Source organism: Microbacterium sp. BWR-S6Y (assembly GCF_041379845.1).
Classification (GTDB): Bacteria; Actinomycetota; Actinomycetes; order Actinomycetales; family Microbacteriaceae; genus Microbacterium; species Microbacterium hydrothermale.
Map to the genome: position 1 here is coordinate 196,761 of NZ_JBFECV010000001.1, position 21,003 is coordinate 217,763.

A 21,003-nucleotide genomic window follows, 5' to 3' on the forward strand; every position below is an offset into this window, starting at 1 on the left:
CCGCTCGCGAGACCAGGGCCAGCGCCGCGCCCCGTGTCGCGGGCACGCGGAATCGCCGGCCGGGCAGGACCCCGGCCGGACGGCATCCGACCCGTCGGCTCAGGCGGCGAGCGCCAGATACGGCTCCCACCGCGGGTCGCTCTTGTCGACCCCCCGGACGGTCCACGAGGAGCCGCGCGGAGGAGCGGGCACCAGCCGCAGCTCCCAGCGCATCTCCTGGGGCGTGCGGTCGCCCTTGACGTTGTTGCACGTCAGGCAGCACGCCACGAGGTTCTCCCACGTGTCCTTGCCTCCGCGGGAGCGCGGGAGGACGTGGTCGATCGTCGAGGCGGCCTTGCCGCAGTACGCGCACCGGTGGGCGTCGCGACGCAGGACCCCGCGACGCGTCACCGGCACCTGCCGGGCCCCGGGCACCCGCACGTAGCGCGTGAGGATGATCACCGCCGGGCGGTCGTAGGTTCCGGCAGCCGCCCAGACGGGGTCTTCCTCGATGCGTTCGACGACCGTGGCTTTGTCGTTCATGACGAGCACGAGGGCCCGCTTGAACGACACGACGGCGAGGGGCTCGTAGCCCGCGTTGAGAACCAGTGTGCGCATTTCCGCTTCCTCTCGAATGGCCGAGACGGCTTCTCGGATGTTCGACTCGCGACGACGGCAGAGACGCAGGGGTATGAAAAAAGGCGCTGTCTAGACAGACAGCGCCTGGGTGATCGCGGCGAAACCGCGGCATCCGAACACACGATGCCGAAGAACGAGCAGCCCGAGCGCATCCATGGTGCGGATGCGCGGACTGGTGTTCATCGGCGTTCCCTCCGGTTCTTCCGACGTCGCTGACAGGCTAACCCACCACGACACGCCCGGGGTCGGCTGCGCGGGGAAACGGAAAGCGGCGTGTCGGAGAACGATCGTCTCCGGCACGCCGCCGTCACGAGGGGAGGGTCAGCCCGCGTTCTGCTGCAGCCACGCGTAGGGGTCGACCACCGAACCGTTGATGTGCACCTCGAAGTGCAGGTGGTTCGCGGTCGAGCTGCCCGTGGAGCCGACGAGGCCGATCAGCTGTCCGGCGGCGACGGTGTCGCCCGCCTGCACCTGGCGGCTGCCGTAGGTCATGTGACCGTACGTCGTCGACACCTTCTGGCCGTTGATCACGTGCTCGATGACGATGCCGACGCCGTAGCCCCCGTAGCTCTCCGACGACACGCTCACGACGCCCGCCGCGGCGGCGAAGATCGGCTGGCCACCGGGGGCGAGCAGGTCGACGCCCTGGTGGTATCCCGAGTCCCACAGGCCACGGCCGAGGATGTAGCTGGTCAGCGGCCAGCGCACCTCCCCCGAGCCCGGGGCGGTCATGTTCAGGTCGACGTTCGACACCGACGCGCCGGCGGCGGATGCCAGCTGTCGAGCGCGCTCGGCGGCGGCGGCCGCAGCGGCTTCCTGATCCTTCTTCTTCTGGATCTCTTCCGCGGTGGTGGCGGAGTAGCTGCTGCGGTCGAGGCTCTCGGCCGTGGCATCGGACGCGACGACCAGCGACTGGTTGTCGGGAGCCGACATCTGCTGCAGCGTGACCTTCTCGGTCGTGGGCACGGTGGCCGCGTACGCGGGGATCGCGACCGTCGCCACCAGGCCCGCGACCATCGAGAGGATCACGGCGCTGCGCAGCGGCTTGCCGACGCGGCGCGGCGAAGAGCCACTGCCGGTCGGGGCGGGGCGCGTCGTCGGCGCGGCCGCGGCGATGCGCGGGGTCACGGGGCGGCGGGTCGAGCGGGCGACGTCTGCGCGCGCGCTCTTTCGCGTGGGGCCCGTTGCGGGGTCCTCGGGTAGGTCCGCAGCGGGATCGTTATGTTCAGCCAAAGTTCCTCCGGCGCCTCTGCGTCCATGACGCTGGCTCGTCAGCACTCGATCTTGGGGGCACGATGTGCGGGCTTCACCCTCTGCGGACGACGAGCCGATGAGGCAAACCGCGAGGGGTCCGACGGCGGGCTTCTCGCCTGTGGACCCTCAGAGGCTACCCGAAGATAACGAACAAGTCACGCTTCGGACCCCGCCCGTCCCCGATGCCCGGGGAAGGCTCAGCCTCGGCGCTCAGGCCGACGCGTCACGCCTCGGCGACGAGGAAGATGTGCGAGGCCACCTCGACGGGGAGTTCGAGACCCTCGTCGACACCGTCCATCTGCACCAGGACATACCCCTCGTTGAAGCGGTACTCGCCGCGCGCCCCCGGCAGGACGCCGGCCGCCTTCAGCTGCTGGAGGAGCTCGGGATCGACCTGCGCCGGCTCGGCCAGACGGCGGACGGTGCCCGAGATCGGACCACCCGCGTCGGTGAGCTTGCGCACGAGCCCCACCACGCCGTCGTCGAACGTCGAGCTGGCGGTGTCGCCGAGCTGGTCGAGACCCGGGATGGGGTTGCCGTACGGCGACTCGGTCGGGTGGCCGAGCAGTTCGACCAGGCGACGCTCGACCTGCTCGCTCATGACGTGCTCCCACCGGCACGCCTCGTCGTGCACGTAGGCCCAGTCGAGACCGATGACGTCGCTCAGCAGGCGCTCGGCGAGACGGTGCTTGCGCATCACGTCGACCGCCTTCTGGCGTCCGTCGTCGGTGAGCTCGAGTCGGCGGTCCTCCGAGACGACGACGAGTCCGTCGCGCTCCATGCGCCCCACGGTCTGCGAGACCGTCGGACCCGAGTGGCCGAGGCGCTCGGAGATGCGCGCGCGCAGCGGCACGATCTTCTCCTCTTCGAGCTCGAGGATCGTGCGCAGGTACATCTCGGTGGTGTCGATCAGGTCGGTCATTCAGCAGTCCTCGATGTCGCGCGGCAAGTCCTCCCAGCCTACCGATCCCCTCCGACACGAGCGCGGGCGCGCGAAGAGCGGGACCCTAGAATCGGACCCATGCCGCACGTGGAACTCCCCACCGACCTCCTGCCCGCCGACGGCCGCTTCGGGTGCGGCCCCTCGAAGGTGCGCGGTGCGCAGCTCGAGGCGCTCGTCACCCGCGGGGCGACGATCCTCGGAACCTCGCACCGTCAGGCGCCGGTGAAGAACCTCGTCGCCAGCACGCGCGAGCGCCTGGCGCAGCTGTTCCGCCTCCCCGAGGGCTACGAGATCATCCTCGGCAACGGCGGGTCGACCGCCTTCTGGGATGCCGCCGCCTTCGGTCTGATCGAGAACCGCAGCCAGAACCTCGTCTTCGGCGAGTTCGGCGGCAAGTTCGCCGCCGCGGCCGCCGCCCCGTGGCTGCGGGCCCCCGACGTGCGCAAGGCCGAGCCCGGAACCCGCACGGTCGCCGAGGTCGTCGAGGGCGTCGACGTCTACGCGTGGCCGCACAACGAGACCTCGACGGGCGTGTCCGCCCCGGTCACCCGCGTCGCGGGCGATGCCGGAGCCCTCACCGTGATCGACGCCACCAGCGCCGCGGGCGGCATCGACCTCGACATCGCCCAGGCCGACGTCTACTACTTCGCCCCCCAGAAGAACCTCGGCTCCGACGGGGGCCTGTGGTACGCGGCGGTCTCGCCTGCGGCGATCGAGCGGATCGAGAAGATCGCGGCATCCGGTCGATACATCCCCGAGTTCCTGAGCCTGAAGAACGCACTCGACAACTCGCGGCTGCAGCAGACGCTCAACACCCCGGCGCTCGCGACGCTCCTGCTCCTCGACGAGCAGCTCGGCTGGATCCTCGACAACGGCGGCCTGTCGTGGGCCGGTGCCCGCACCGCCGAGTCGTCCTCCGCCCTGTACGCGTGGGCGGATGCCAGCGATCTGGCGACCCCGTTCGTCGCCGACCCCGCCGACCGCTCCCCCGTCGTCGTCACGATCGACTTCGACGACAGCATCGACGCGGCGGCGATCGCGAAGAGCCTTCGCGCCAACGGGATCGTCGACACGGAGCCCTACCGCAAGCTCGGCCGCAACCAGCTGCGCGTGGCGACCTTCGTCTCGATCGAGCCCGACGACGTCCGTCGTCTCATCGGCGCGATCGACTACACGATCGAGCACCTGCCCGGCGCCTGACCCCGGTACGACGAAGGCCGCCCCGCATCTCGCGGGGCGGCCTTCGTCGTAGCGGGAGAAGTTCGTGCAGCAGAAGTCAGTAGCTGCGTTCGCCCTCGTCGCGATCGTCGTCGTCTTCGGACTCGTCGTCGTCGAACTCGTCGTCTTCCGACTCGTCGTCCTCGTCGTCGGCGGCGTGATCCTCGGACTCGGACTCCGCCTCGTCGGCGTCGTCGTGCGCGTGGTCCGCGTCGAGCTCGTCGATGTCGACGCCGTCGAGGTCGCCCGCGTGGAAGCGCGCCTTGGGCTCCTCGTCATCGTCGTCGTCGGAGTCGTCGTCGTCGGAGTCGTCGTCATCCGCGTCGTCGTCGGAGTCCTCGGATGCCGCAGCGGCCTGGGCCGCCTGATACTCGGCCAGTCGCGTCGCCCAGGGCACCCAATCGGGAGCCAGCAGCGCCCCGTCGCCGGGGAGCAGTTCGACCTCGAGAACGGTCGGCTCGGAATCCTCGACCACGGCCACGCTCACGGTCCAGAACCAGCCCGGGTATCCGGACAGGCGCGTGTGGAAGCGCAGCGAGACGACGCCGTCGTCTTCGAGCGTGTAGCCGGCGGCGGGGCCGATCGTGTCGGCCGGGGTGATCTCGTGCAGGGCCGAGAGCGCGAGGTCGTGCGCGCCGGTCAGACGCTCATCGGCGACCGGCGCGAGCTCGCCCTGCTCAGGCTTCGAAGTCATCGGCGACCTTGCGCAGGACCGCGGCGATCTTCTGGGCGTGCGGGCCGTTGGGGTAGCGACCGCGACGCAGGTCTCCCCCGATGCCGTCGAGCAGCTTGACGAGGTCTTCGACGATGATCGCCATGTCGTCGGCGGGCTTGCGGGAGCGCTTCGAGAGGCTCACCGGGGCGTCGAGGACGCGCACCGACAGGGCCTGGAGGCCGCGCTTGCCGTCGGCGACGCCGAACTCGAGGCGCGTCCCAGCCTTGGGAGCGGGGGTTCCGGCGGGCAGAGCCGTGGCGTGCAGGAACACGTCCTGGCCGTCATCGGTGCTGATGAAGCCGAAGCCCTTCTCGTCGTCGTAGAACCTGACCTTGCCGGTGGGCATGGACACCTCGCTGGATATGTGCGCGAACGCGCGGCGGAACGCGGGAACCGAGCGGATCCCGGTCTTCCAGCCTACGACACCGGCGCCAGGCAGTAGGCTGAGCGCGATGAGCACCCGCACCACCGGCGGCAGCACGCCGGGCGACGACGTCCCCGTCCGACGCATCGACCGCATCCTGACGTTCATGTCGCTGGGTCTGGTCGCCCTGTCGATCGTGTGCTTCTTCATCGTGATCCTCGCGCAGCCGGCCGGGGTCAGCGATTTCACGCAGGGCGCCTGGCCCGTCATCGTCGTCATCCCGCTGTTCGCCCTTCCGATCGGCTTCGCGCTCATGATCGCTGTGCTCGTCATGAGCTTCGTCCGAAGGGCGCGGGCCAACAAGGCCCGCTGACGTGCCCGAGACCTCCGCACAACGCGCACTGGCGGTCTCGTTGGGCGCGCGCGACGACGCCGATCTCGCGCGCCTCTTCGCGCGACGTCACGTGTCGCCCTCGAGCCCGTGGCGCGACATGTTCGACGCGGCCGAGGCTCTGCTCGATCCCCTCTCGATCGCGCGAGAGCTCCCCTCCCTCTCGCGCGACGAGGCCCTCGTCCTCCTCGACGCCGTCGCGGGCACGCCCGCGAGCGGTGCGGCCCGCGACGCGCTCGTCGGCCACGCCCTGGTCGGAGACGACGGCGTGCCGTTCGCGAGCGTCTCGACCGCGGTGCGCGAGGCGCTTCCGGACGGAGTGACGTCCGCGTCCCCGCCTCGGGGCGCGACCAGGGAGGCGCCCGCGGAGTCGGCCTCGGAAGCGGCGGAGGCCGCATTCACGAACGCGGCCGGCGTCGCCGACATCCTCATGCTCACCCTCGAGTCCCCCCTGGGGCGGATCGGCTCGGGCTCCCTCGGCGCCACGGAGCGTCGCCGGCTCGTCGACGCGGGAGCGGTGACCACCGCCGCCGAAGCCGACCTCCTCGTCGGGCTCGCGGCCGACGTGGGTCTCCTGGGCGCGAACGATCGCGCGTGGCTGGTGTCGCCGTCCGGGCGCGAGTGGCTTCGCCTGCCGACGCTCGAGCGGTGGGCCCGAACGGCCCGCGCCCTGCGCGACGCCCTCCCGCGGGCCTACCGGTCCGCCGACGGCGGCTGGATCCCCGGCGAGCAGTGGGCGAGCGCAACCCCCTTCGACCCCGAGGGCCCCGAGCGCGCCGCGCTGTGGATCCGTCGCTTCGTGCGGTGGGGACTGCTCGACGGCGCGGGACGCGTCGTCCCGTGGGCGGCCCCGCTCGCCGCCGGCGGCGACCTCGACACCTCCGCGCTGCGCGACCTCCTCCCTCCCGAGGTCGACCGCGTCTACCTGCAGAACGACCTCACCGCGATCGCCCCCGGACCCCTCGCGCCGCACCTCGACGTGCGACTGCGCACGATGGCGGCGCGCGAATCCCGCGCCCAGGCGTCCAGCTACCGCTTCAGCGCCGGCACCATCGGCGCGGCGATCACCGCCGGAGAGACGGCCGAATCGCTCCGCGCGTTCCTGACGGAGATCTCCCTCACGGGCCTCCCCCAGCCGCTCGCCTACGTGATCGAGCGCACGTCCGCCGAGCACGGGCGCGTACGCGTCGGCGTCGACGCCGAGACGCAGCTCACCCGGGTGACGACCGACGACGAGACGCTGCGCCGATCGATGGAGGTCGACCAGTCGCTGCGGTCGGTCGCGCTCGCCCGAGACGACGACGATCTCGTCTCGCACGTGTCGGCCGACGTCGTGTTCTGGGCGCTCACCGACGCCCACTACCCCGCCGTCGCCGTCGACGCCGAGGGTCGACCGCGCGCCCTCGAGCGCGCGAAGCTCTCCGGCGCGGAGCAGCCGGCCCCCGACCCCGCGGAGACCTACGGTCCGCTCCTCGAGCGCCTGCGCAGCGGAGCGGGGGATTCGGATGCCGCGTGGCTCGAGCGCGAGCTCGATCAGGCCGTCCGTGCACGCGCCGTCGTCGACGTGACCGTGCGCTTGCCCGACGGGTCGGCGCGGGTGTTCCGCCTCGAGGCGACGGGGCTGGGCGGTGGCCGTCTGCGCGGTCGCGACCGGGCCGCCGACGTCGAACGAACGCTCCCGCTGTCGCACATCGACGCGGTCGCCCCGGTCGACTGAGGCCGGGCGACGCCGCGCCCGTCGCGACCCCGGTAGACTCGAACGCTATGTCTGACGGCCCCTTGATCGTGCAGAGCGACCGCACCGTCCTCCTCGAGGTCGCGCACCCCCAGGCGGAGACGGCGCGGCACGAGCTCGCGGTCTTCGCCGAGCTCGAGCGCGCACCCGAGCACATCCACACCTACCGCATCACGCGCCTCGGTCTGTGGAACGCCCGCGCGGCCGGCCACGACGCCGACGCCATGCTCGAGACGCTCGACAAGTGGTCGCGCTTCCCCGTCCCCGCGTCGGTCAGCACCGACATCCGCGAGACGGTCAACCGGTACGGGCGCCTGGTGATCGAGCGCGACGACGAGGGCGCCCTCGTGCTGCGCTCGACGGATGCCGCGGTCCTCGGCGAGGTCTCACGCAACAAGCGCATCGCTCCCCTGCTGATCGGGCACCCGAGCCCCGACAGCTACCTGGTCGACGCGTGGGCGCGCGGACACATCAAGCAGGAGCTGCTGAAGATCGGCTGGCCCGCCGAAGACCTCGCCGGCTACACCCCCGGCACTCCGCACCCCATCGACCTCGCCGAGGACGGGTGGAGCCTGCGTCCCTACCAGCGTCAGGCGGTCGACTCCTTCTCCGAGGGCGGGTCGGGCGTGGTCGTGCTCCCCTGCGGCGCGGGAAAGACCCTCGTCGGCGCGGGGGCCATGGCCGATACGCGCACGACGACCCTCATCCTCGTCACCAACACCGTCAGCGCCCGTCAGTGGCGCGACGAGTTGCTGCGCCGCACGACCCTGACGCCCGAGGAGATCGGGGAGTACTCCGGCCAGGTCAAGGAGATCAAGCCGGTCACCATCGCGACGTACCAGATCCTCACCGCGAAGCGGAAAGGCCAGTATGCCCACCTCGCGCTGCTCGACGCGCTGGACTGGGGCCTCGTGCTCTACGACGAGGTGCACCTGCTCCCCGCCCCGGTGTTCAAGCTCACCGCCGACCTCCAGGCGCGTCGGCGACTGGGCCTGACGGCGACGCTCGTGCGAGAGGACGGCCGCGAGGGCGACGTCTTCAGCCTCATCGGCCCCAAGCGCTTCGACGCGCCGTGGAAGGAGATCGAGGCCCAGGGCTTCATCTCGCCCGCCGCCTGTTACGAGGTGCGCATCGACCTCCCGGCCGACGAGCGGCTCGAGTACGCCGCGGCCGCCGACGAGGACCGCTACCGCCTCGCCGCCACGGCCCCCGCGAAGATCGACGTCACCCGTCGCCTGGTGCAGCGGCATCCGGGTGAGCGCGTTCTCGTCATCGGGCAGTACCTCGACCAGATCGACGAGCTCGCCGAGGCGCTCGGCGCACCGCAGATCACCGGCGCGACGCCCATCCCCGAGCGCGAAGAGCTCTTCCAGGGCTTCCGCGACGGCAGCATCCCGCTCCTGGTCGTATCGAAGGTGGCCAACTTCTCGGTCGACCTCCCCGAGGCCTCCGTCGCGATCCAGGTGTCGGGCTCGTTCGGCTCCCGGCAAGAGGAGGCGCAGCGCCTCGGACGCCTGCTGCGACCGAAGCAGTCGAACCACACGGCGAGCTTCTACACGCTCATCGCCCGCGACACGGTCGACCAGGATTTCGCCCAGAACCGCCAGCGCTTCCTCGCCGAACAGGGGTACGCGTACACGATCCTGGATGCCGACGGGATCGACGCCGCGGCCGCCTGACGCATATCAGCACGCGGCTTTCCGTTCCATATCCAGCACATTGCGGGGTGGGATCACGATAATGAGGGGATGACAGCTCCTCGCATCCTCGTCGTCGACGATGAACCGAACATCCGCGACCTGCTCATCACGAGCCTGCGCTTCGCCGGTTTCCAGGTGCGAGCCGTGGCAAACGGCGCGCAGACGATCTCGGCCGTGCTCGAAGAAGAACCCGACCTGATCGTGGTCGACGTGATGCTGCCCGACATGAACGGGTTCAGCGTCACCAAGCGCCTGCGCGGCGCGGGCTACACCGCGCCCATCCTCTTCCTCACCGCGAAGGACGAGACCGAGGACAAGATCGAGGGCCTCAACGCCGGCGGCGACGACTACGTCACCAAGCCGTTCAGCCTCGACGAGATCGTCGCCCGCATCCAGGCGATCCTGCGTCGCACGATGCAGGCCGACGAGGAGTCGATCATCCGCACCGGCGAGCTGACCATGGATCAGGACACGCACGACGTCAGCGTCGGCGACGTGTCGATCGACCTCAGCCCCACGGAGTTCAAGCTCCTGCGCTACCTCATGCTCAACCCCAACCGCGTGCTGTCGAAGGCGCAGATCCTCGACCACGTCTGGGAGTACGACTTCAACGGCGACGCCGGCATCGTCGAGAGCTACATCTCGTACCTGCGCCGCAAGATCGATCCGCACTCCTCCGAGCCGCTCATCCAGACCAAGCGCGGCTTCGGCTACATGCTGAAGTCGGGCAAGAGCGCCTGAGCGGAAGGCCGCCGTCCTGACACCCTCCGACGATGCGCTGACGCGCTGGTGGCGCGGTCTGAGCCTTCGGACCAAGGTCACCGGCGTGACCGTCGCGCTCCTGGCGATCGGTCTGTTCACCGCGGGCATCGGGACCATGGTGTTCCTGCGCACCACCCTGGTGAACAACCTCGACGAGCAGCTCGCCCAGCAGGCGGCGGGCAGCATCGCGAACAGCATCTTCACCACGACGCCGATCGACGGCGGCATCGAGTTCACGCAGGTCGACAACGCCCCGCAGATCGGCTCGATGGTCGTCGTCTACGGACCCGACGGTCGCCGCGAGGCCTTCTACAACGGCACCGCGTCGCAGACGCTTCCCGAGCTTCCCCCCACCTTCACGGTGGAGCAGACGTACGGGCAGATCGATCGGCGCATCGAACTCGAGGACCCGGAGTCGGGCGCGCACTTCCTGGCGCGCGTCGGGGTGCTGCAGGTGCCCGGGAACCCCGGGGTCTACACGCAGATGGTGGTGCAGCCTCTGGCGCCCACCGACCGCATCGTCGCCGCGTACATCGGCATCTACGCCTTCGTGGCGTTGCTCATCCTCATCGCCACCGCTCTTCTGACCCGGTGGCTCGTCACCCTCGCGTTCCGCAACCTCCGGCAGGTCGAGACGACCGCGATGGACATCGCGGCCGGCGACTTCAGTCAGCGTCTCACCGACATCGTGCCCGACACCGAGGTGGGGCGGCTCAAGACCGCGATCAACGCGATGCTCGCGCGCATCGACGGCGCCCTCGGGCAGCGGGATGCCACCGTGCGACAGATGCGCCGCTTCATCGGCGACGCCAGTCATGAGCTGCGCACCCCGCTCGTGACGATGCGCGGGTACGCCGAGCTGTACCGCATGGGCGCCATCCGCTCCGACGAGGACGTCGCCCAGTCGATGGAGCGCATCGAGAAGGAGGCGATCCGCATGGGCGCGCTGGTCGAGGACCTCCTCGCCCTGGCCCGCCTCGACGAGAGACGCGACGTCTCCATCACCGCCCTCGATCTGCGCCCGATCGCGCGCGACGCAGCCCTCGACCTGCGCGTCACCTCGCCGCAGCGCGAGGTGACCGTCGACGACACCACCTCGCGCGACGAGCTGGTGCTGCCGACCATCACCCTCGATCCGCTGCTCGATTCCGGTGGCCACCCGGCGACCTCCTCCACCCGCCGGCGGGCGGCTCCGCCCACCTCCGCCATGGCGATCGCCGGGGCCACGCTGTCGCGCCTGCGCCGTCGGCAGAAGGATGCCGCCGACCCGGCCGCCACGACGGGGGAAGCCCCGGTGGCGCCGCCGGCGGGCGTCACGCGCTCGTCGCCGCGGCTCGCGCCGATCGTCCTCGGCGACGAGAACAAGGTGCGGCAGGTGGTGGCGAACCTGCTGGGCAATGCGCGCCGTTTCACCGCCGACGACTCCCCCATCGGCTTGCGCATCGGCGTGGATGCCGAGAACGACATGGGCTGGATCGAGATCATCGACCACGGCGAGGGCGTTCCCGAGCAGATCCGGGACCAGATCTTCCAGCGGTTCTGGAGAGCCGACACCTCGCGCACGCGCGAGACCGGAGGATCCGGTCTCGGCCTGTCGATCGTGGCATCCATCGTCGATCTGCTGCACGGGACGGTCGAGGTCGTCGACACCCCCGGCGGGGGCGCGACGTTCCGGGTCTCGCTGCCCCTGGCCGACCGTCGCGACGCCGCCGAGCACGCCCTGATCGAGACGCAGCCGCTCGAGCGCCTCCCCGAGGGCTACCGCCCCGAGGCCTGACCCCGCGACGCCCACCCCGGCTCCCCGCCCCGGCTCCCCGCCCGGAGGCGCCGTGGCACCGCGAAAGCACACGATCGGCGCGAGAACACACGACGCGACGGCGCCGGAGCCCGTGATCTCGCGCCGATCGTATGCTCTCGCCGCTCACCGCGCACCGCGCGCCGCTCACCGGAGCGGCCCCCGCGCGCAGCCGACCCGCGCGGCCACGGCGCGGCCCCCGCGCGGCTTGTCGGCGCGGCAGCCGCGCGCGGCCGACCGCGCGGCCCCCGCGCGCAGCCGACCTGCGCGGCCACGGCGCGGCCCCGCATAACGAAGAACGCCCCCTCCCGGAGGAGGGGGCGTTCTCAGGCGTCAGGCGTGGATCAGAAGTCCATGCCACCCGTCGGGTCGCCCGCGGGAGCGGCGACCTTCTCGGGCTTGTCGGCGACGACGGCCTCGGTCGTGAGGAAGAGACCCGCGATGGATGCCGCGTTCTGCAGAGCCGAACGGGTCACCTTGGCGGGGTCGATGATGCCCTGCGCGAACAGGTCACCGTACTCGCCCGTCGCGGCGTTCAGGCCGTGGCCCACGGGGAGCTCCGAGACCTTGTTGGCGACGACACCGGGCTCGAGACCGGCGTTCAGCGCGATCTGCTTGAGCGGGGCCTCGATGGCGACCTTGACGATGTTCGCACCGGTGGCCTCGTCGCCCGAGAGCTCGAGGTTCGCCAGAGCGGTCTTGCCGGCCTGGATGAGCGCGACGCCACCACCGGCGACGACACCCTCTTCCACAGCGGCCTTGGCGTTGCGCACGGCGTCTTCGATGCGGTGCTTGCGCTCCTTGAGCTCGACCTCGGTCGCGGCTCCGGCCTTGATGACGGCGACGCCACCGGCGAGCTTCGCGAGGCGCTCCTGGAGCTTCTCGCGGTCGTAGTCGCTGTCGGTGTTCTCGATCTCGCGACGGATCTGGGTCACGCGACCCTCGATCAGCTCCGACTCACCGGCACCCTCGACGATCGTGGTCTCGTCCTTGGTGATGATGACCTTGCGCGCACGGCCGAGCAGGTCGACGGTCGCGTTCTCGAGCTTGAGGCCCACCTCCTCGGTGATGACCTGGCCGCCGGTGAGGATCGCGATGTCCTGCAGCTGCGCCTTGCGACGGTCGCCGAAGCCGGGGGCCTTGACGGCGACCGACTTGAAGATGCCGCGGATCTTGTTGAGCACCAGGGTCGCGAGCGCTTCGCCCTCGACATCCTCGGCGATGATGAGGAGCTCCTTGCCCTCCTGGATCACCTTGTCGACGATGGGCAGAAGGTCCTTGATGTTCGAGATCTTCTGGTTCGCGATGAGGATGTAGGGGTCTTCGAAGACCGCTTCCTGACGCTCGGGGTCGGTGACGAAGTAGGGGTTGATGTAGCCCTTGTCGAAGCGCATGCCCTCGGTGAGCTCGAGCTCGGTGCCGAAGGTGTTCGACTCCTCGACGGTGACGACGCCTTCCTTGCCCACCTTGTCGATGGCCTCGGCGATGAGCTCGCCGATCGCGGGGTCGGCGGCGGAGATCGACGCGGTCGCGGCGATCTGCTCCTTGGACTCGACCTCCTTGGCGGAGGAGAGCAGCTCGTCGGTGACGGCCTTGACGGCCTTCTCGATGCCCTTCTTGAGCGAGATGGGGTCGGCGCCGGCGGCGACGTTGCGCAGGCCCTCGCGCACGAGCGCCTGGGCGAGGACGGTGGCGGTGGTGGTTCCGTCACCCGCGACGTCGTCGGTCTTCTTGGCGACCTCCTTGACCAGCTCGGCGCCGATCTTCTCGTACGGGTCGTCGAGCTCGATCTCCTTGGCGATCGAGACGCCGTCGTTCGTGATCGTGGGGGCGCCCCACTTCTTCTCGAGCACGACGTTGCGACCGCGGGGGCCCAGGGTCACCTTGACGGCGTCGGCCAGCGTGTTGAGGCCGCGCTCGAGACCGCGCCGGGCCTCTTCGTCGAAAGCGATGATCTTTGCCATAAGTGTGTCGTCCCTCCCGGACGGGTGACTTCCAGATTTTGGCACTCGACGAAAGCGAGTGCTAACTCATTCTGGCACTCGCCCCTGGGGAGTGCAAGCCACGACGTCGTCCGTGAGACGACGAACGCCGTGGCATCCGGAGAGGGATGCCACGGCGTTCGCGACAGCGGATCAGGCCAGTCGCACGGACTCCGCCTGAGGGCCCTTCTGGCCGGTCCCGACCGTGAACTCGACGGCCTGCCCCTCCTCGAGGACCCGGAAGCCCGACATCTCGATGCTCGAGTAGTGGACGAACACGTCCTGCCCATCGGACACGGTGATGAACCCGTAGCCCTTCTCGGCGTTGAACCATTTGACGGTGCCCTGCGTCATGCGAATCTCCTGTTGCTGGATGACTCGGTCATCGTAAGCACGCGGGATGCCGCCGAACGGGCCCCGTCGGCCATTGTTGACGCGCGTGCCCCCAACTTGTTACGCCGCGGAAACACGCGGCGCAGCGGGGGTCAGGGAGCGGTCGTCGAGGGGGTCGCGCCGGAGGCGCGGTCGAGGCCGATCACCACGACGAGGCGCTTGACGGCGCTCTCGTCGTCGGGGGTGTTCGGGTCGTCGGTGGGCTGCAGGAAGTCGCTCTGCGCCACCTCGGCCCCGCCGATCGCCTGGGCGAGCCCCTGCGCCGCGGCCTCGTCGCCCTCGGAGCGGTAGTAGACGGTGGTCCGGGCGAAGTCGGACGAGTCGGAGTCGCCCGTCTCGACGGTGTCGCCCGACCATCCGGCCGCCACGATCTGGTCGCGTACCGAGGCCGCCAGGCCGTCCTGACCGGTGCCGTTGAGCACGACCACGGAATAGGTCGTGTCGACGACGGCCGCGACGGTCGGCTCGGCCGAGACCGTCGGAACCGGAGCGGTGTCGGAACCGAAGGTGATGCGCCCCGAGGCGACGAGCGTGCCGAAGATCCCGACGATGATGAGCACGAGCGTCGCGATGGCCGCCCACAAGAACACGATCCATCCGCGCAGACGCGGCTTCTCCGCGCGGTGCGCGCCGACGCGGCCGGTGGAGTCCGGCAGGTCGTCGAAACGATCCCGAGGGAAGGTCGAACTGGCCATTGGACGATGCTATCGGTCGGAGTCTGCGCGTCCGATCAGCGCGCGGCCGTCCGACCGAGCCGCGACCGCAGCTGCGCGGCCGCGTCGTCGCGCCGACGGCGCAGGCGCCGCACGAGCATCGGGTCGTGCGCGAGGGCTTCGGGGGTGTCGATGAGGCGACCGAGCAGCTGGTAGTACCGGGCCGGCGTCAGGCCGAACTCGGCCCGGATCGCCTCCTCTTTCGCTCCCGCATGGCGACGCCATTCACCCTCGAAGGCGAGTAAGGCGAGATCGCGGTCGGAGAGAGGCACGCTCGTCACGCTACTGCGCGCGGCCCGTCCGTCCCGGATGCCACGCCACCCACGCGCCGAGAGGATCGACGTCGGCGAGGATCTCGCCGTCGAGGGCGAGACGGAACCCGCCCTGCTCCGGTCGCGCCGGAGTGGTCCACCCGTCGTGCAGCCCGGGGGCGTCGAGGGTGATCCAGCGGCCCGCGGCGCGCGCGGCATCCATGATCGCCTCGCGTCCCGCGCGGGGGACGTGGGCGAGCACGCCCGGCGTCGTGACGACCAGCGTCGCGTCCCGCGGGGCCTCCGCGGCGAGCGCCGGGAGCATCTCGGCGCCGTCGCCGGCGACGAGCAGCGGCGGATCCGCGGCGGCCACGTCGAGGGCCGCGACGATGCGCTCGCGCCGGCCGTGCTCCCCCGGCCAGACGAGTCCGGCGAGCCAGGCGCGGTCGTCGTCCTCGCGGGCGTCCAGCGGGTTCAGGTCGATGCCGGCGCGCCAGACGATCTCGGGCATCGCCCACGTCGGCTCTCCGGTCAGCGCACTGTGCAGCTCGACGGCTGACGGCCCGTCGAGGGGGTCGAGGGCGATCACCTCGTCGCCCCGGTGGTACCGGTACGAGTAGCGATCCGGATACAGGCACAGACCCGCGCTCGCACCGACCTCGAGCAGCGCGATCGGACCCTCGATGCGTGCGAGCGCCGGCAGCAGCGCGGCGCACCGGAGCGGCTCGTTGGTCTGCACGCTGCGCACCCGGCACTGCGCCTCGACCTCGTGGGCGTGCGCGACGACCCACCGCGCCCAGGCGTCCACGTCGTCGGTCGGAGCCCCGAGGACGCGCGTCACGGCGAAGACGAGCGGGGGTTGACGGCGCGTGTCGGGGATCCGGGCCAGCGCGGCGGCGAGGTCGGCGTCGTCGACCACACGGCGGGCCCACGCCTCGTACACGGCGGATCTCCCGGGCGCCTCGTCGCGGGCGAAGCGCCCGTATCGTGCGACGACGGCGGCGACGGCATCCTGATCCACCCCCGAATCATCGCAGTACGACCTGAGCGGCGCCGGGCACGAGACAATGGAGGAGACGAAGGAGAGAAGACATGACCTACGCCGTCGACAAGTCCGACGACCAGTGGCGCGCCGAGCTCAGCCCGGAGCAGTACGCGGTGCTCCGCCAGGCGGGTACCGAGCGCGCCTGGACCGGTGAGCTGCTCGACGAGAGCCGCGCCGGCCTCTACACCTGCGCCGCGTGCGGAGCCGAACTGTTCCAGAGCGGGACCAAGTTCGACTCGCACTGCGGATGGCCGAGCTTCTACGAGTCGGTGCGCCCCGAGGCCGTCGAGCTGCTCGACGACAACAGCCACGGGATGCAGCGCACGGAGGTGCGCTGCGCGAACTGCGGCTCGCACCTCGGGCACGTGTTCCCCGACGGCTTCGGCACCCCCACGGGCGACCGGTACTGCATGAACTCGCTGTCGCTGAACTTCACGCCCGCCGACTCCCCCGCCGACGGAGCATGAGCGCCCTCGAGGCGATGCGCGACCGCCGGTCGTGGTCGAAGGTCACCGACCTCGCCCCCACCGGACCGGAGCTGGAGGCCTTCGTCGCGGCCGCGGGACGCGTCGCCGATCACAAGAGCCTCAAGCCCTGGCGGCTCATCGAGATCCGCGGGGCCGATCGCGACATCCTCGCCCGCGCGTTGAACAAGGCGGACGGCAAGAAGGGGTACTCCTCCAAGCCGCGCCGCGCCCCGCTCATCATCGCGGTCGTCGCCGACCTCGGCTCCAAGAAGATCCCCGCGTGGGAGCAGGAGGCCGTGGCATCCGGGGTCGCCCACATGCTGAGCCTCGTGCTCGACGAGGCGGGCTTCGGGGTGTTCTGGCGCACCGATGACAACACGCGCCACAAGGTGCTGGCCAAGGCCCACGGCCTCGCGAAGCACGAGGTGCTGCTGGGCTGGCTCTACGTGGGCGGCAAGCCGACGATGTCGCGTCCGATCCGCCGCAAGACGGTGGATGCCGCGAAGCACCTGTCCCGCATGCCCGGGGGCAAGAAGCGGCGGAAGGTCGACGAGGCGCGCCTCTGACCCCCGCCCGTCCCTGTGCGATCGACGCCGTCGGCTCCGGCCGGCGGCGTCGTCGCGTTCGCGGAGCGATCGAGCGGGCGCAGCCCGGATACCCGGGTGGTCGCGTGGCATCCGCCCCGAGCGCGCTCAGCGGATCCGGCGCCTCCACGGCACGGCGGCCACGACGACCCCGGCGATCGCGACCGCCGCGGCGAGCAGGGCCACGGGGGTCGCGGGTGCGGCGGGAGCGGGCCACAGGGCGTCCAGCAGCACCGAGGTCGTGAGCAGGCCGACCACCGACCCGAGACCCAGCAGCAGCACACCCGTGCGTCGCACGACCACCGCCGACAAGAAGATGTAGGCGACTCCCACCGCTCCCCCGACGTAGAGCCACGGTTCCGTCGGCACGACGCGGGGAGCCCCCACGATGCCGACGTGCACCGACGCCGCCACGAGCAGGACCACGGTCCCGCCGATGAAGTTGACCAGGGTCGCGGTGAGCGGGCTCTCCACGCGGACGCGCAGACGGCCGTTCGTCCCCTGCTGCCACGCGACTCCCGCGCCCGCGACGGCCGGGACGATCAGCATCCAGAGGGGAACCCCGCCGAGCGCATCGCCCGACAGGCACACCACGACGCCCCCGATCGCCAGCAGCGCGCCCACCACCCGGCGCACCGTGACCGGCACGACCCCCGCGGGCCCGTAGCCGATCCGGTCGAGGACGAGACCGCCGGTGGTCTGCCCCGCCACGAAACCGACCGTGAACAGCGCCACCCCGATCGTGGCGACCGTCAGGCCCTGGCTGGCGACGGTGAACGCGCCCGCGAGCCCTCCCAGCAGCATCCACGGCGGCACGGATCGAGAGCGGATGCCGTCCACCAGCCGTCCGAACCCGCGTCGCCCCTCGGGCAGGAGCGCCGACAGGATTATGAGAATCGCGAGTCCCGAGCCGAAAGAGATCGCGGCGGCGACGAATCCGTCGCCGATCTCGGCGCCAAGGGTGCCGTTGATGCGCGCCTGCAGGGCCGTCAGGGCCCCGATCAGCACCGCTCCGCCGACGGCGACGCCGATCGTTCCGCGCTCCGACACGACTCTCCTCCCTCGAGCCCGCACCGGGGCCCCGCTCGATCGTACGGGGGCGTCCGCCCGGCGCCGGGTGCCGCGCCCCGGTGGGCCCACCCCGCGCCGCTGTCGACGGATGGGCCCGGCATACGCCAGGCTTTCCCCGTGACACAGCTCCAGCGCTCCTCCCACGACGTCTCGGCGATCCTCGCCGACCTGACGGCGGACAACGTCGACCGCACCTTCCTCGCCCACGTCGAGGTGCACCTGCCGCGCCTCCACGACCTGTTCACCCGCCTCTACGGCGAGCGCGCCGACGGCTTCGAGCGGTTGGCCTCCGTGGTCGACCTCGCCCGACGCTCCTGGGCATCCCGGCCCGCCGACCTCAAGGCGCTCGACCGTGCGCGCGAAAGCGATCCGGAGTGGTTCGAGAACGAGCGGATGCTCGGCGGCGTCTGCTACGTCGATCGGTACGCGGGCGGACTCAGCGGCATCCGCGAGTCCATCCCGTACTTCCGCGAGCTCGGTCTGACGTACCTGCACCTCATGCCGCTGTTCGAGAGCCCCGAGGGCAACAGCGACGGCGGCTACGCGGTCTCGAGCTACCGGCGGGTCGATCCGAAGCTCGGCACCATGGCGGAGCTCGCCGAGCTCGCCGCCGAGCTGCGCCGCGCGGGGATCTCGCTGGTGGTGGACTTCATCTTCAACCACACCAGCAACGAGCACCGCTGGGCGCAGAAGGCGATCGCCGGCGAGGCGGGGTACGAGGACTTCTACCTCATCTTCCCCGACCGCGAGATGCCCGACGCGTACGAGCGGACCACGCGCGAGATCTTCCCCGACGACCACCCCGGGTCGTTCGTGCAGCTCGACGACGGTCGCTGGATCTGGGCGACGTTCTACCACTTCCAGTGGGATCTGAACTACGCCAACCCCGCCGTCTTCGAGGCGATGGCCGGAGAGATGCTGTTCCTCGCGAACCAGGGCGTGGAGATCCTGCGGATGGATGCCGTGGCCTTCATCTGGAAGCGGCTCGGCACGACGTGCGAGTCGCTGCCGGAGGCGCACCTGCTGCTGCAGGCGTTCAACGCGGTGCTGCGCATGGCCGCCCCGGGACTGCTGTTCAAGTCGGAGGCGATCGTGCACCCCGACGAGGTGGTGTCGTACATCTCGCCCGAGGAGTGCCAGATCTCCTACAACCCCCTGCAGATGGCGCTCACCTGGGAGGCCCTCGCGACCCGCGACGGTCGCCTGCTGCAGCAGGCCCTCGAGCGCCGTCACGCCCTCCCGGAAGGCACCGCGTGGGTCAACTACGTGCGCAGCCACGACGACATCGGCTGGACCTTCGCCGACGAGGATGCCGCCGAGCTCGGCATCGACGGATACCCGCACCGGCGCTTCCTCAACGACTTCTACGTGGGCCGCGCCCCCGGCACGTTCGCGCGCGGCGTGCCGTTCCAGGAGAACCCGCGCACGGGCGACGCGCGCGTCACCGGCACCACGGCATCCCTCGCCGGGATCGAGGCCGGCGACGCCGGCGGGGAGGACCGGGTCATCCTCGCCCACGCGCTCGCCCTGTCGACCGGCGGCATCCCCCTGCTGTACCTCGGAGACGAGGTGGCCCAGCTCAACGACTACGGCTACTCCGGCCGTCCGGAGGAGGCGGGCGACAGCCGGTGGGTGCACCGGCCCTTCCGCCCCGCTCAGGCGTACGCCGAGCGCACGGATGCGACCACCCCCGCCGGTCGCGTGTTCTCGCGCCTGACGCGGCTGCTCGCCGTCCGCCGGTCGACGCCCGAGTTCGCGGGCAACGAGCTGATCGCCTTCGACGCCCGCGTGCCGTCGGTCGTCGCGTTCCTCCGCCCCGGCGACGACGGGTTCAGCGTGCTCGTGATCGCCAACGTCGCGGACTCCGCGGTCGAGATCGACCCCCTGACGCTGTCGGGTCTGGCTCCCGAGGCCCTCGACCTCGTCACGTCGGCACCGATCTGGCTCGGAGCAGGTCTCACCCTCGGCGCCCACGGCTCGCGGTGGCTCCGCGTGCGCCCGCGCTGACGGGGAGCCGCACCGTGACCTCCGCCGCCGGATCACCGCGCCACCAGGTCCGTCACGTCATCGCGCTCGTCGCGGGACTGGCGGCTCTGGCGGCGGTCGTCTGGGCGCCCGGGGGCCTCGTCGGCGATCTCGTGATGCTTGCCGTCGGCGTCGCCGCGCTGCTCTTCGCCGGCGAGGCCGGGTCGCGCCCGGGACCCCTGCGCGCGCTCGCGATCGCCGGGGCTCTGCTCGCGGGGCTGGTGACGATCGCCGCGGCCGGGGTGTTCCTCGTCGCCCTCGCGCGCGCCCTGTCGTGACCGGTAGCACGGATAGCCCTCTCCGCACAGCCCGGCTCGCGCACGCAGCCGGCGCCTAGCGTCGAGGCATGAACCACCAGGAACTGTCCGCCCTCACCGTCTCCCGCGCCCACGACAACGTGGATGCCGGAGGAAAGCCGTTCGCCTGCCTCATCGTGAAGGACGGCGAGATCGTCGTCGAGGCGGTCAACCACGTCGCCCAGGAGGGGGACCCCACGGCGCACGCCGAGATCCGCGCCATCCGTGCGGCCGCCGAGAAGGGCCTCACCGATCTTTCGGGTCACGACATGTACGTCACGGCCTACCCGTGCCCGATGTGCCTCGGCGCGGTGTACTACGCCCAGCCGGACCGCCTCTTCTACGCCGTGACGCGCGACGAGGAGGGCGAGCACTACGAGGACGGCAACCGGCTGATGACGCTCGCGACGTTCTACGGGGAGTACGCGAAGGCGCCCGAGGACCGGTCGCTGCCCGCCGAGCAGATCCGCGTGGATGACGCGACGGCGCCGTTCCGGGAGTGGACCGCGCGTCACGGATCCTGATCCCCGGCCGCGCGCGAGGACCGCGCAAACGAGTCGGTGCCGGCTACAGGACTTGAACCTGCAACCCCCGTATTACAAGTACGGTGCGCTACCAATTGCGCCAAGCCGGCGTGGGGCGACGAGCGCCCCGGCGAACGAGTCTACGACGCGCGACGTC

Annotated in this window: 22 protein-coding genes and 1 tRNA gene; 11 read left to right on the forward strand and 12 right to left on the reverse strand. The window is 71.0% G+C overall.

Annotated elements, in window-relative coordinates; all coding sequences use genetic code 11:
• Nucleotides 1-99 precede the first annotated feature (99 nt).
• From AB1K56_RS00860 to AB1K56_RS00870, 3 genes are all read right to left on the reverse strand, one after another.
• The gene (locus AB1K56_RS00860; RefSeq protein WP_136586615.1) at nucleotides 100-597 is read right to left on the reverse strand and encodes an HNH endonuclease; all 498 of its coding nucleotides are present in this window, start codon (nucleotides 595-597) and stop codon (nucleotides 100-102) included.
• A 342-nt stretch (nucleotides 598-939) separates the two neighbouring features.
• Entirely contained in the window at nucleotides 940-1,746 is an 807-nt protein-coding gene (locus AB1K56_RS00865; protein WP_371204137.1) for a M23 family metallopeptidase, read from the reverse strand.
• A gap of 349 nt (nucleotides 1,747-2,095) precedes the next feature.
• The gene (locus AB1K56_RS00870; protein ID WP_136586616.1) at nucleotides 2,096-2,794 is read right to left on the reverse strand and encodes a metal-dependent transcriptional regulator; all 699 of its coding nucleotides are present in this window, start codon (nucleotides 2,792-2,794) and stop codon (nucleotides 2,096-2,098) included.
• Nucleotides 2,795-2,893: 99 nt separating this feature from the next.
• Here AB1K56_RS00870 and serC point away from each other — a divergent pair, with 99 nt between their 5' ends.
• Nucleotides 2,894-4,015 (forward strand): phosphoserine transaminase, encoded by a 1,122-nt coding sequence (gene serC, locus AB1K56_RS00875; protein ID WP_371204138.1) that lies wholly within the window; start codon nucleotides 2,894-2,896, stop codon nucleotides 4,013-4,015.
• 76 nt (nucleotides 4,016-4,091) lie between these two features.
• Here serC and AB1K56_RS00880 read toward each other — a convergent pair whose 3' ends face one another.
• Both AB1K56_RS00880 and AB1K56_RS00885 read right to left on the reverse strand, forming a co-directional pair.
• On the reverse strand, nucleotides 4,092-4,727 hold the full coding sequence (locus tag AB1K56_RS00880; protein ID WP_371204139.1) for a DUF3027 domain-containing protein: 636 nt from the start codon (nucleotides 4,725-4,727) through the stop codon (nucleotides 4,092-4,094).
• A complete protein-coding gene (locus AB1K56_RS00885) occupies nucleotides 4,711-5,094 on the reverse strand; it encodes a cold-shock protein (protein ID WP_076676768.1) in 384 nt (127 codons plus the stop codon). The genes AB1K56_RS00880 and AB1K56_RS00885 overlap by 17 nt, the downstream gene beginning before the upstream one ends.
• Nucleotides 5,095-5,200: 106 nt before the next feature.
• On the opposite strand from AB1K56_RS00885, the gene AB1K56_RS00890 reads away from it, so the two are divergent.
• The 5 genes from AB1K56_RS00890 (at nucleotide 5,201) to AB1K56_RS00910 (ending at nucleotide 11,477) form a co-directional block, all read left to right on the forward strand.
• Entirely contained in the window at nucleotides 5,201-5,485 is a 285-nt protein-coding gene (locus AB1K56_RS00890) for a multidrug ABC transporter ATPase (RefSeq protein ID WP_136586619.1), read from the forward strand.
• A 1-nt stretch (nucleotide 5,486) separates the two neighbouring features.
• Nucleotides 5,487-7,220, forward strand: a complete 1,734-nt coding sequence (locus tag AB1K56_RS00895; RefSeq protein ID WP_371204140.1) for a helicase-associated domain-containing protein — start codon at nucleotides 5,487-5,489, stop codon at nucleotides 7,218-7,220.
• A gap of 47 nt (nucleotides 7,221-7,267) precedes the next feature.
• Nucleotides 7,268-8,917 carry a DNA repair helicase XPB gene (locus AB1K56_RS00900; protein ID WP_136586620.1) on the forward strand — a complete coding sequence of 550 codons (1,650 nt, stop codon included), beginning with the start codon at nucleotides 7,268-7,270 and terminating at the stop codon, nucleotides 8,915-8,917.
• Nucleotides 8,918-8,986: 69 nt separating this feature from the next.
• Complete coding sequence (locus AB1K56_RS00905; RefSeq protein ID WP_371204141.1) at nucleotides 8,987-9,679, forward strand: response regulator transcription factor; 693 nt, start codon at nucleotides 8,987-8,989, stop codon at nucleotides 9,677-9,679.
• Between the two features lie 136 nt (nucleotides 9,680-9,815).
• Nucleotides 9,816-11,477 (forward strand): sensor histidine kinase, encoded by a 1,662-nt coding sequence (locus AB1K56_RS00910; protein WP_371204645.1) that lies wholly within the window; start codon nucleotides 9,816-9,818, stop codon nucleotides 11,475-11,477.
• Between the two features lie 362 nt (nucleotides 11,478-11,839).
• Here the strand turns inward: AB1K56_RS00910 and groL are convergent, their stop codons facing one another.
• The 5 genes from groL to AB1K56_RS00935 all read right to left on the reverse strand — a co-directional run bounded on the left by groL (nucleotide 11,840) and on the right by AB1K56_RS00935 (nucleotide 15,855).
• Complete coding sequence (gene groL / locus AB1K56_RS00915; RefSeq protein ID WP_076676780.1) at nucleotides 11,840-13,459, reverse strand: chaperonin GroEL; 1,620 nt, start codon at nucleotides 13,457-13,459, stop codon at nucleotides 11,840-11,842.
• A gap of 171 nt (nucleotides 13,460-13,630) precedes the next feature.
• A complete protein-coding gene (locus tag AB1K56_RS00920) occupies nucleotides 13,631-13,831 on the reverse strand; it encodes a cold-shock protein (protein WP_076676782.1) in 201 nt (66 codons plus the stop codon).
• 131 nt (nucleotides 13,832-13,962) lie between these two features.
• A complete protein-coding gene (locus AB1K56_RS00925) occupies nucleotides 13,963-14,565 on the reverse strand; it encodes a LytR C-terminal domain-containing protein (protein WP_136586622.1) in 603 nt (200 codons plus the stop codon).
• A gap of 35 nt (nucleotides 14,566-14,600) precedes the next feature.
• On the reverse strand, nucleotides 14,601-14,855 hold the full coding sequence (locus AB1K56_RS00930) for a DUF3263 domain-containing protein (protein ID WP_371204142.1): 255 nt from the start codon (nucleotides 14,853-14,855) through the stop codon (nucleotides 14,601-14,603).
• A gap of 10 nt (nucleotides 14,856-14,865) precedes the next feature.
• Nucleotides 14,866-15,855, reverse strand: coding sequence for a DUF2332 family protein (locus tag AB1K56_RS00935; RefSeq protein ID WP_371204143.1), 990 nt, complete (start codon nucleotides 15,853-15,855; stop codon nucleotides 14,866-14,868).
• Between the two features lie 71 nt (nucleotides 15,856-15,926).
• Here AB1K56_RS00935 and msrB point away from each other — a divergent pair, with 71 nt between their 5' ends.
• Together msrB and AB1K56_RS00945 are read left to right on the forward strand one after the other, a co-directional pair.
• The gene (msrB, locus tag AB1K56_RS00940) at nucleotides 15,927-16,346 is read left to right on the forward strand and encodes a peptide-methionine (R)-S-oxide reductase MsrB (protein WP_136586625.1); all 420 of its coding nucleotides are present in this window, start codon (nucleotides 15,927-15,929) and stop codon (nucleotides 16,344-16,346) included.
• On the forward strand, nucleotides 16,343-16,912 hold the full coding sequence (locus AB1K56_RS00945) for a nitroreductase family protein (RefSeq protein WP_167494180.1): 570 nt from the start codon (nucleotides 16,343-16,345) through the stop codon (nucleotides 16,910-16,912). The genes msrB and AB1K56_RS00945 overlap by 4 nt, the downstream gene beginning before the upstream one ends.
• Before the next feature lie 126 nt (nucleotides 16,913-17,038).
• Here the strand turns inward: AB1K56_RS00945 and AB1K56_RS00950 are convergent, their stop codons facing one another.
• Nucleotides 17,039-17,980, reverse strand: coding sequence for a DMT family transporter (locus tag AB1K56_RS00950; RefSeq protein WP_371204144.1), 942 nt, complete (start codon nucleotides 17,978-17,980; stop codon nucleotides 17,039-17,041).
• A 138-nt stretch (nucleotides 17,981-18,118) separates the two neighbouring features.
• On the opposite strand from AB1K56_RS00950, the gene AB1K56_RS00955 reads away from it, so the two are divergent.
• The 3 genes from AB1K56_RS00955 to AB1K56_RS00965 all read left to right on the forward strand — a co-directional run bounded on the left by AB1K56_RS00955 (nucleotide 18,119) and on the right by AB1K56_RS00965 (nucleotide 20,846).
• Nucleotides 18,119-20,008, forward strand: coding sequence for an amylosucrase (locus tag AB1K56_RS00955; RefSeq protein WP_371204145.1), 1,890 nt, complete (start codon nucleotides 18,119-18,121; stop codon nucleotides 20,006-20,008).
• A gap of 14 nt (nucleotides 20,009-20,022) precedes the next feature.
• Entirely contained in the window at nucleotides 20,023-20,304 is a 282-nt protein-coding gene (locus AB1K56_RS00960) for a hypothetical protein (RefSeq protein WP_371204146.1), read from the forward strand.
• Between the two features lie 68 nt (nucleotides 20,305-20,372).
• Nucleotides 20,373-20,846 carry a nucleoside deaminase gene (locus AB1K56_RS00965; protein WP_371204147.1) on the forward strand — a complete coding sequence of 158 codons (474 nt, stop codon included), beginning with the start codon at nucleotides 20,373-20,375 and terminating at the stop codon, nucleotides 20,844-20,846.
• 37 nt (nucleotides 20,847-20,883) lie between these two features.
• Here the strand turns inward: AB1K56_RS00965 and AB1K56_RS00970 are convergent.
• A tRNA-Thr gene (locus AB1K56_RS00970) sits at nucleotides 20,884-20,956 on the reverse strand.
• Nucleotides 20,957-21,003: the final 47 nt, after the last annotated feature.

Excerpts from the sequence above, each read along its gene's own strand:
- AB1K56_RS00860 (WP_136586615.1), bottom strand. The coding sequence starts at position 597 with ATGCGCACACTGGTTCTCAACGCGGGCTACGAGCCCCTCGCCGTCGTG.
- AB1K56_RS00870 (WP_136586616.1), bottom strand. The coding sequence starts at position 2,794 with ATGACCGACCTGATCGACACCACCGAGATGTACCTGCGCACGATCCTC.
- serC (WP_371204138.1), top strand. The coding sequence starts at position 2,894 with ATGCCGCACGTGGAACTCCCCACCGACCTCCTGCCCGCCGACGGCCGC.
- AB1K56_RS00880 (WP_371204139.1), bottom strand. The coding sequence starts at position 4,727 with ATGACTTCGAAGCCTGAGCAGGGCGAGCTCGCGCCGGTCGCCGATGAG.
- AB1K56_RS00885 (WP_076676768.1), bottom strand. The coding sequence starts at position 5,094 with ATGCCCACCGGCAAGGTCAGGTTCTACGACGACGAGAAGGGCTTCGGC.
- AB1K56_RS00890 (WP_136586619.1), top strand. The coding sequence starts at position 5,201 with ATGAGCACCCGCACCACCGGCGGCAGCACGCCGGGCGACGACGTCCCC.
- AB1K56_RS00900 (WP_136586620.1), top strand. The coding sequence starts at position 7,268 with ATGTCTGACGGCCCCTTGATCGTGCAGAGCGACCGCACCGTCCTCCTC.
- AB1K56_RS00905 (WP_371204141.1), top strand. The coding sequence starts at position 8,987 with ATGACAGCTCCTCGCATCCTCGTCGTCGACGATGAACCGAACATCCGC.
- AB1K56_RS00910 (WP_371204645.1), top strand. The coding sequence starts at position 9,816 with ATGGTGTTCCTGCGCACCACCCTGGTGAACAACCTCGACGAGCAGCTC.
- groL (WP_076676780.1), bottom strand. The coding sequence starts at position 13,459 with ATGGCAAAGATCATCGCTTTCGACGAAGAGGCCCGGCGCGGTCTCGAG.
- AB1K56_RS00920 (WP_076676782.1), bottom strand. The coding sequence starts at position 13,831 with ATGACGCAGGGCACCGTCAAATGGTTCAACGCCGAGAAGGGCTACGGG.
- AB1K56_RS00925 (WP_136586622.1), bottom strand. The coding sequence starts at position 14,565 with ATGGCCAGTTCGACCTTCCCTCGGGATCGTTTCGACGACCTGCCGGAC.
- msrB (WP_136586625.1), top strand. The coding sequence starts at position 15,927 with ATGACCTACGCCGTCGACAAGTCCGACGACCAGTGGCGCGCCGAGCTC.
- AB1K56_RS00945 (WP_167494180.1), top strand. The coding sequence starts at position 16,343 with ATGAGCGCCCTCGAGGCGATGCGCGACCGCCGGTCGTGGTCGAAGGTC.
- AB1K56_RS00965 (WP_371204147.1), top strand. The coding sequence starts at position 20,373 with ATGAACCACCAGGAACTGTCCGCCCTCACCGTCTCCCGCGCCCACGAC.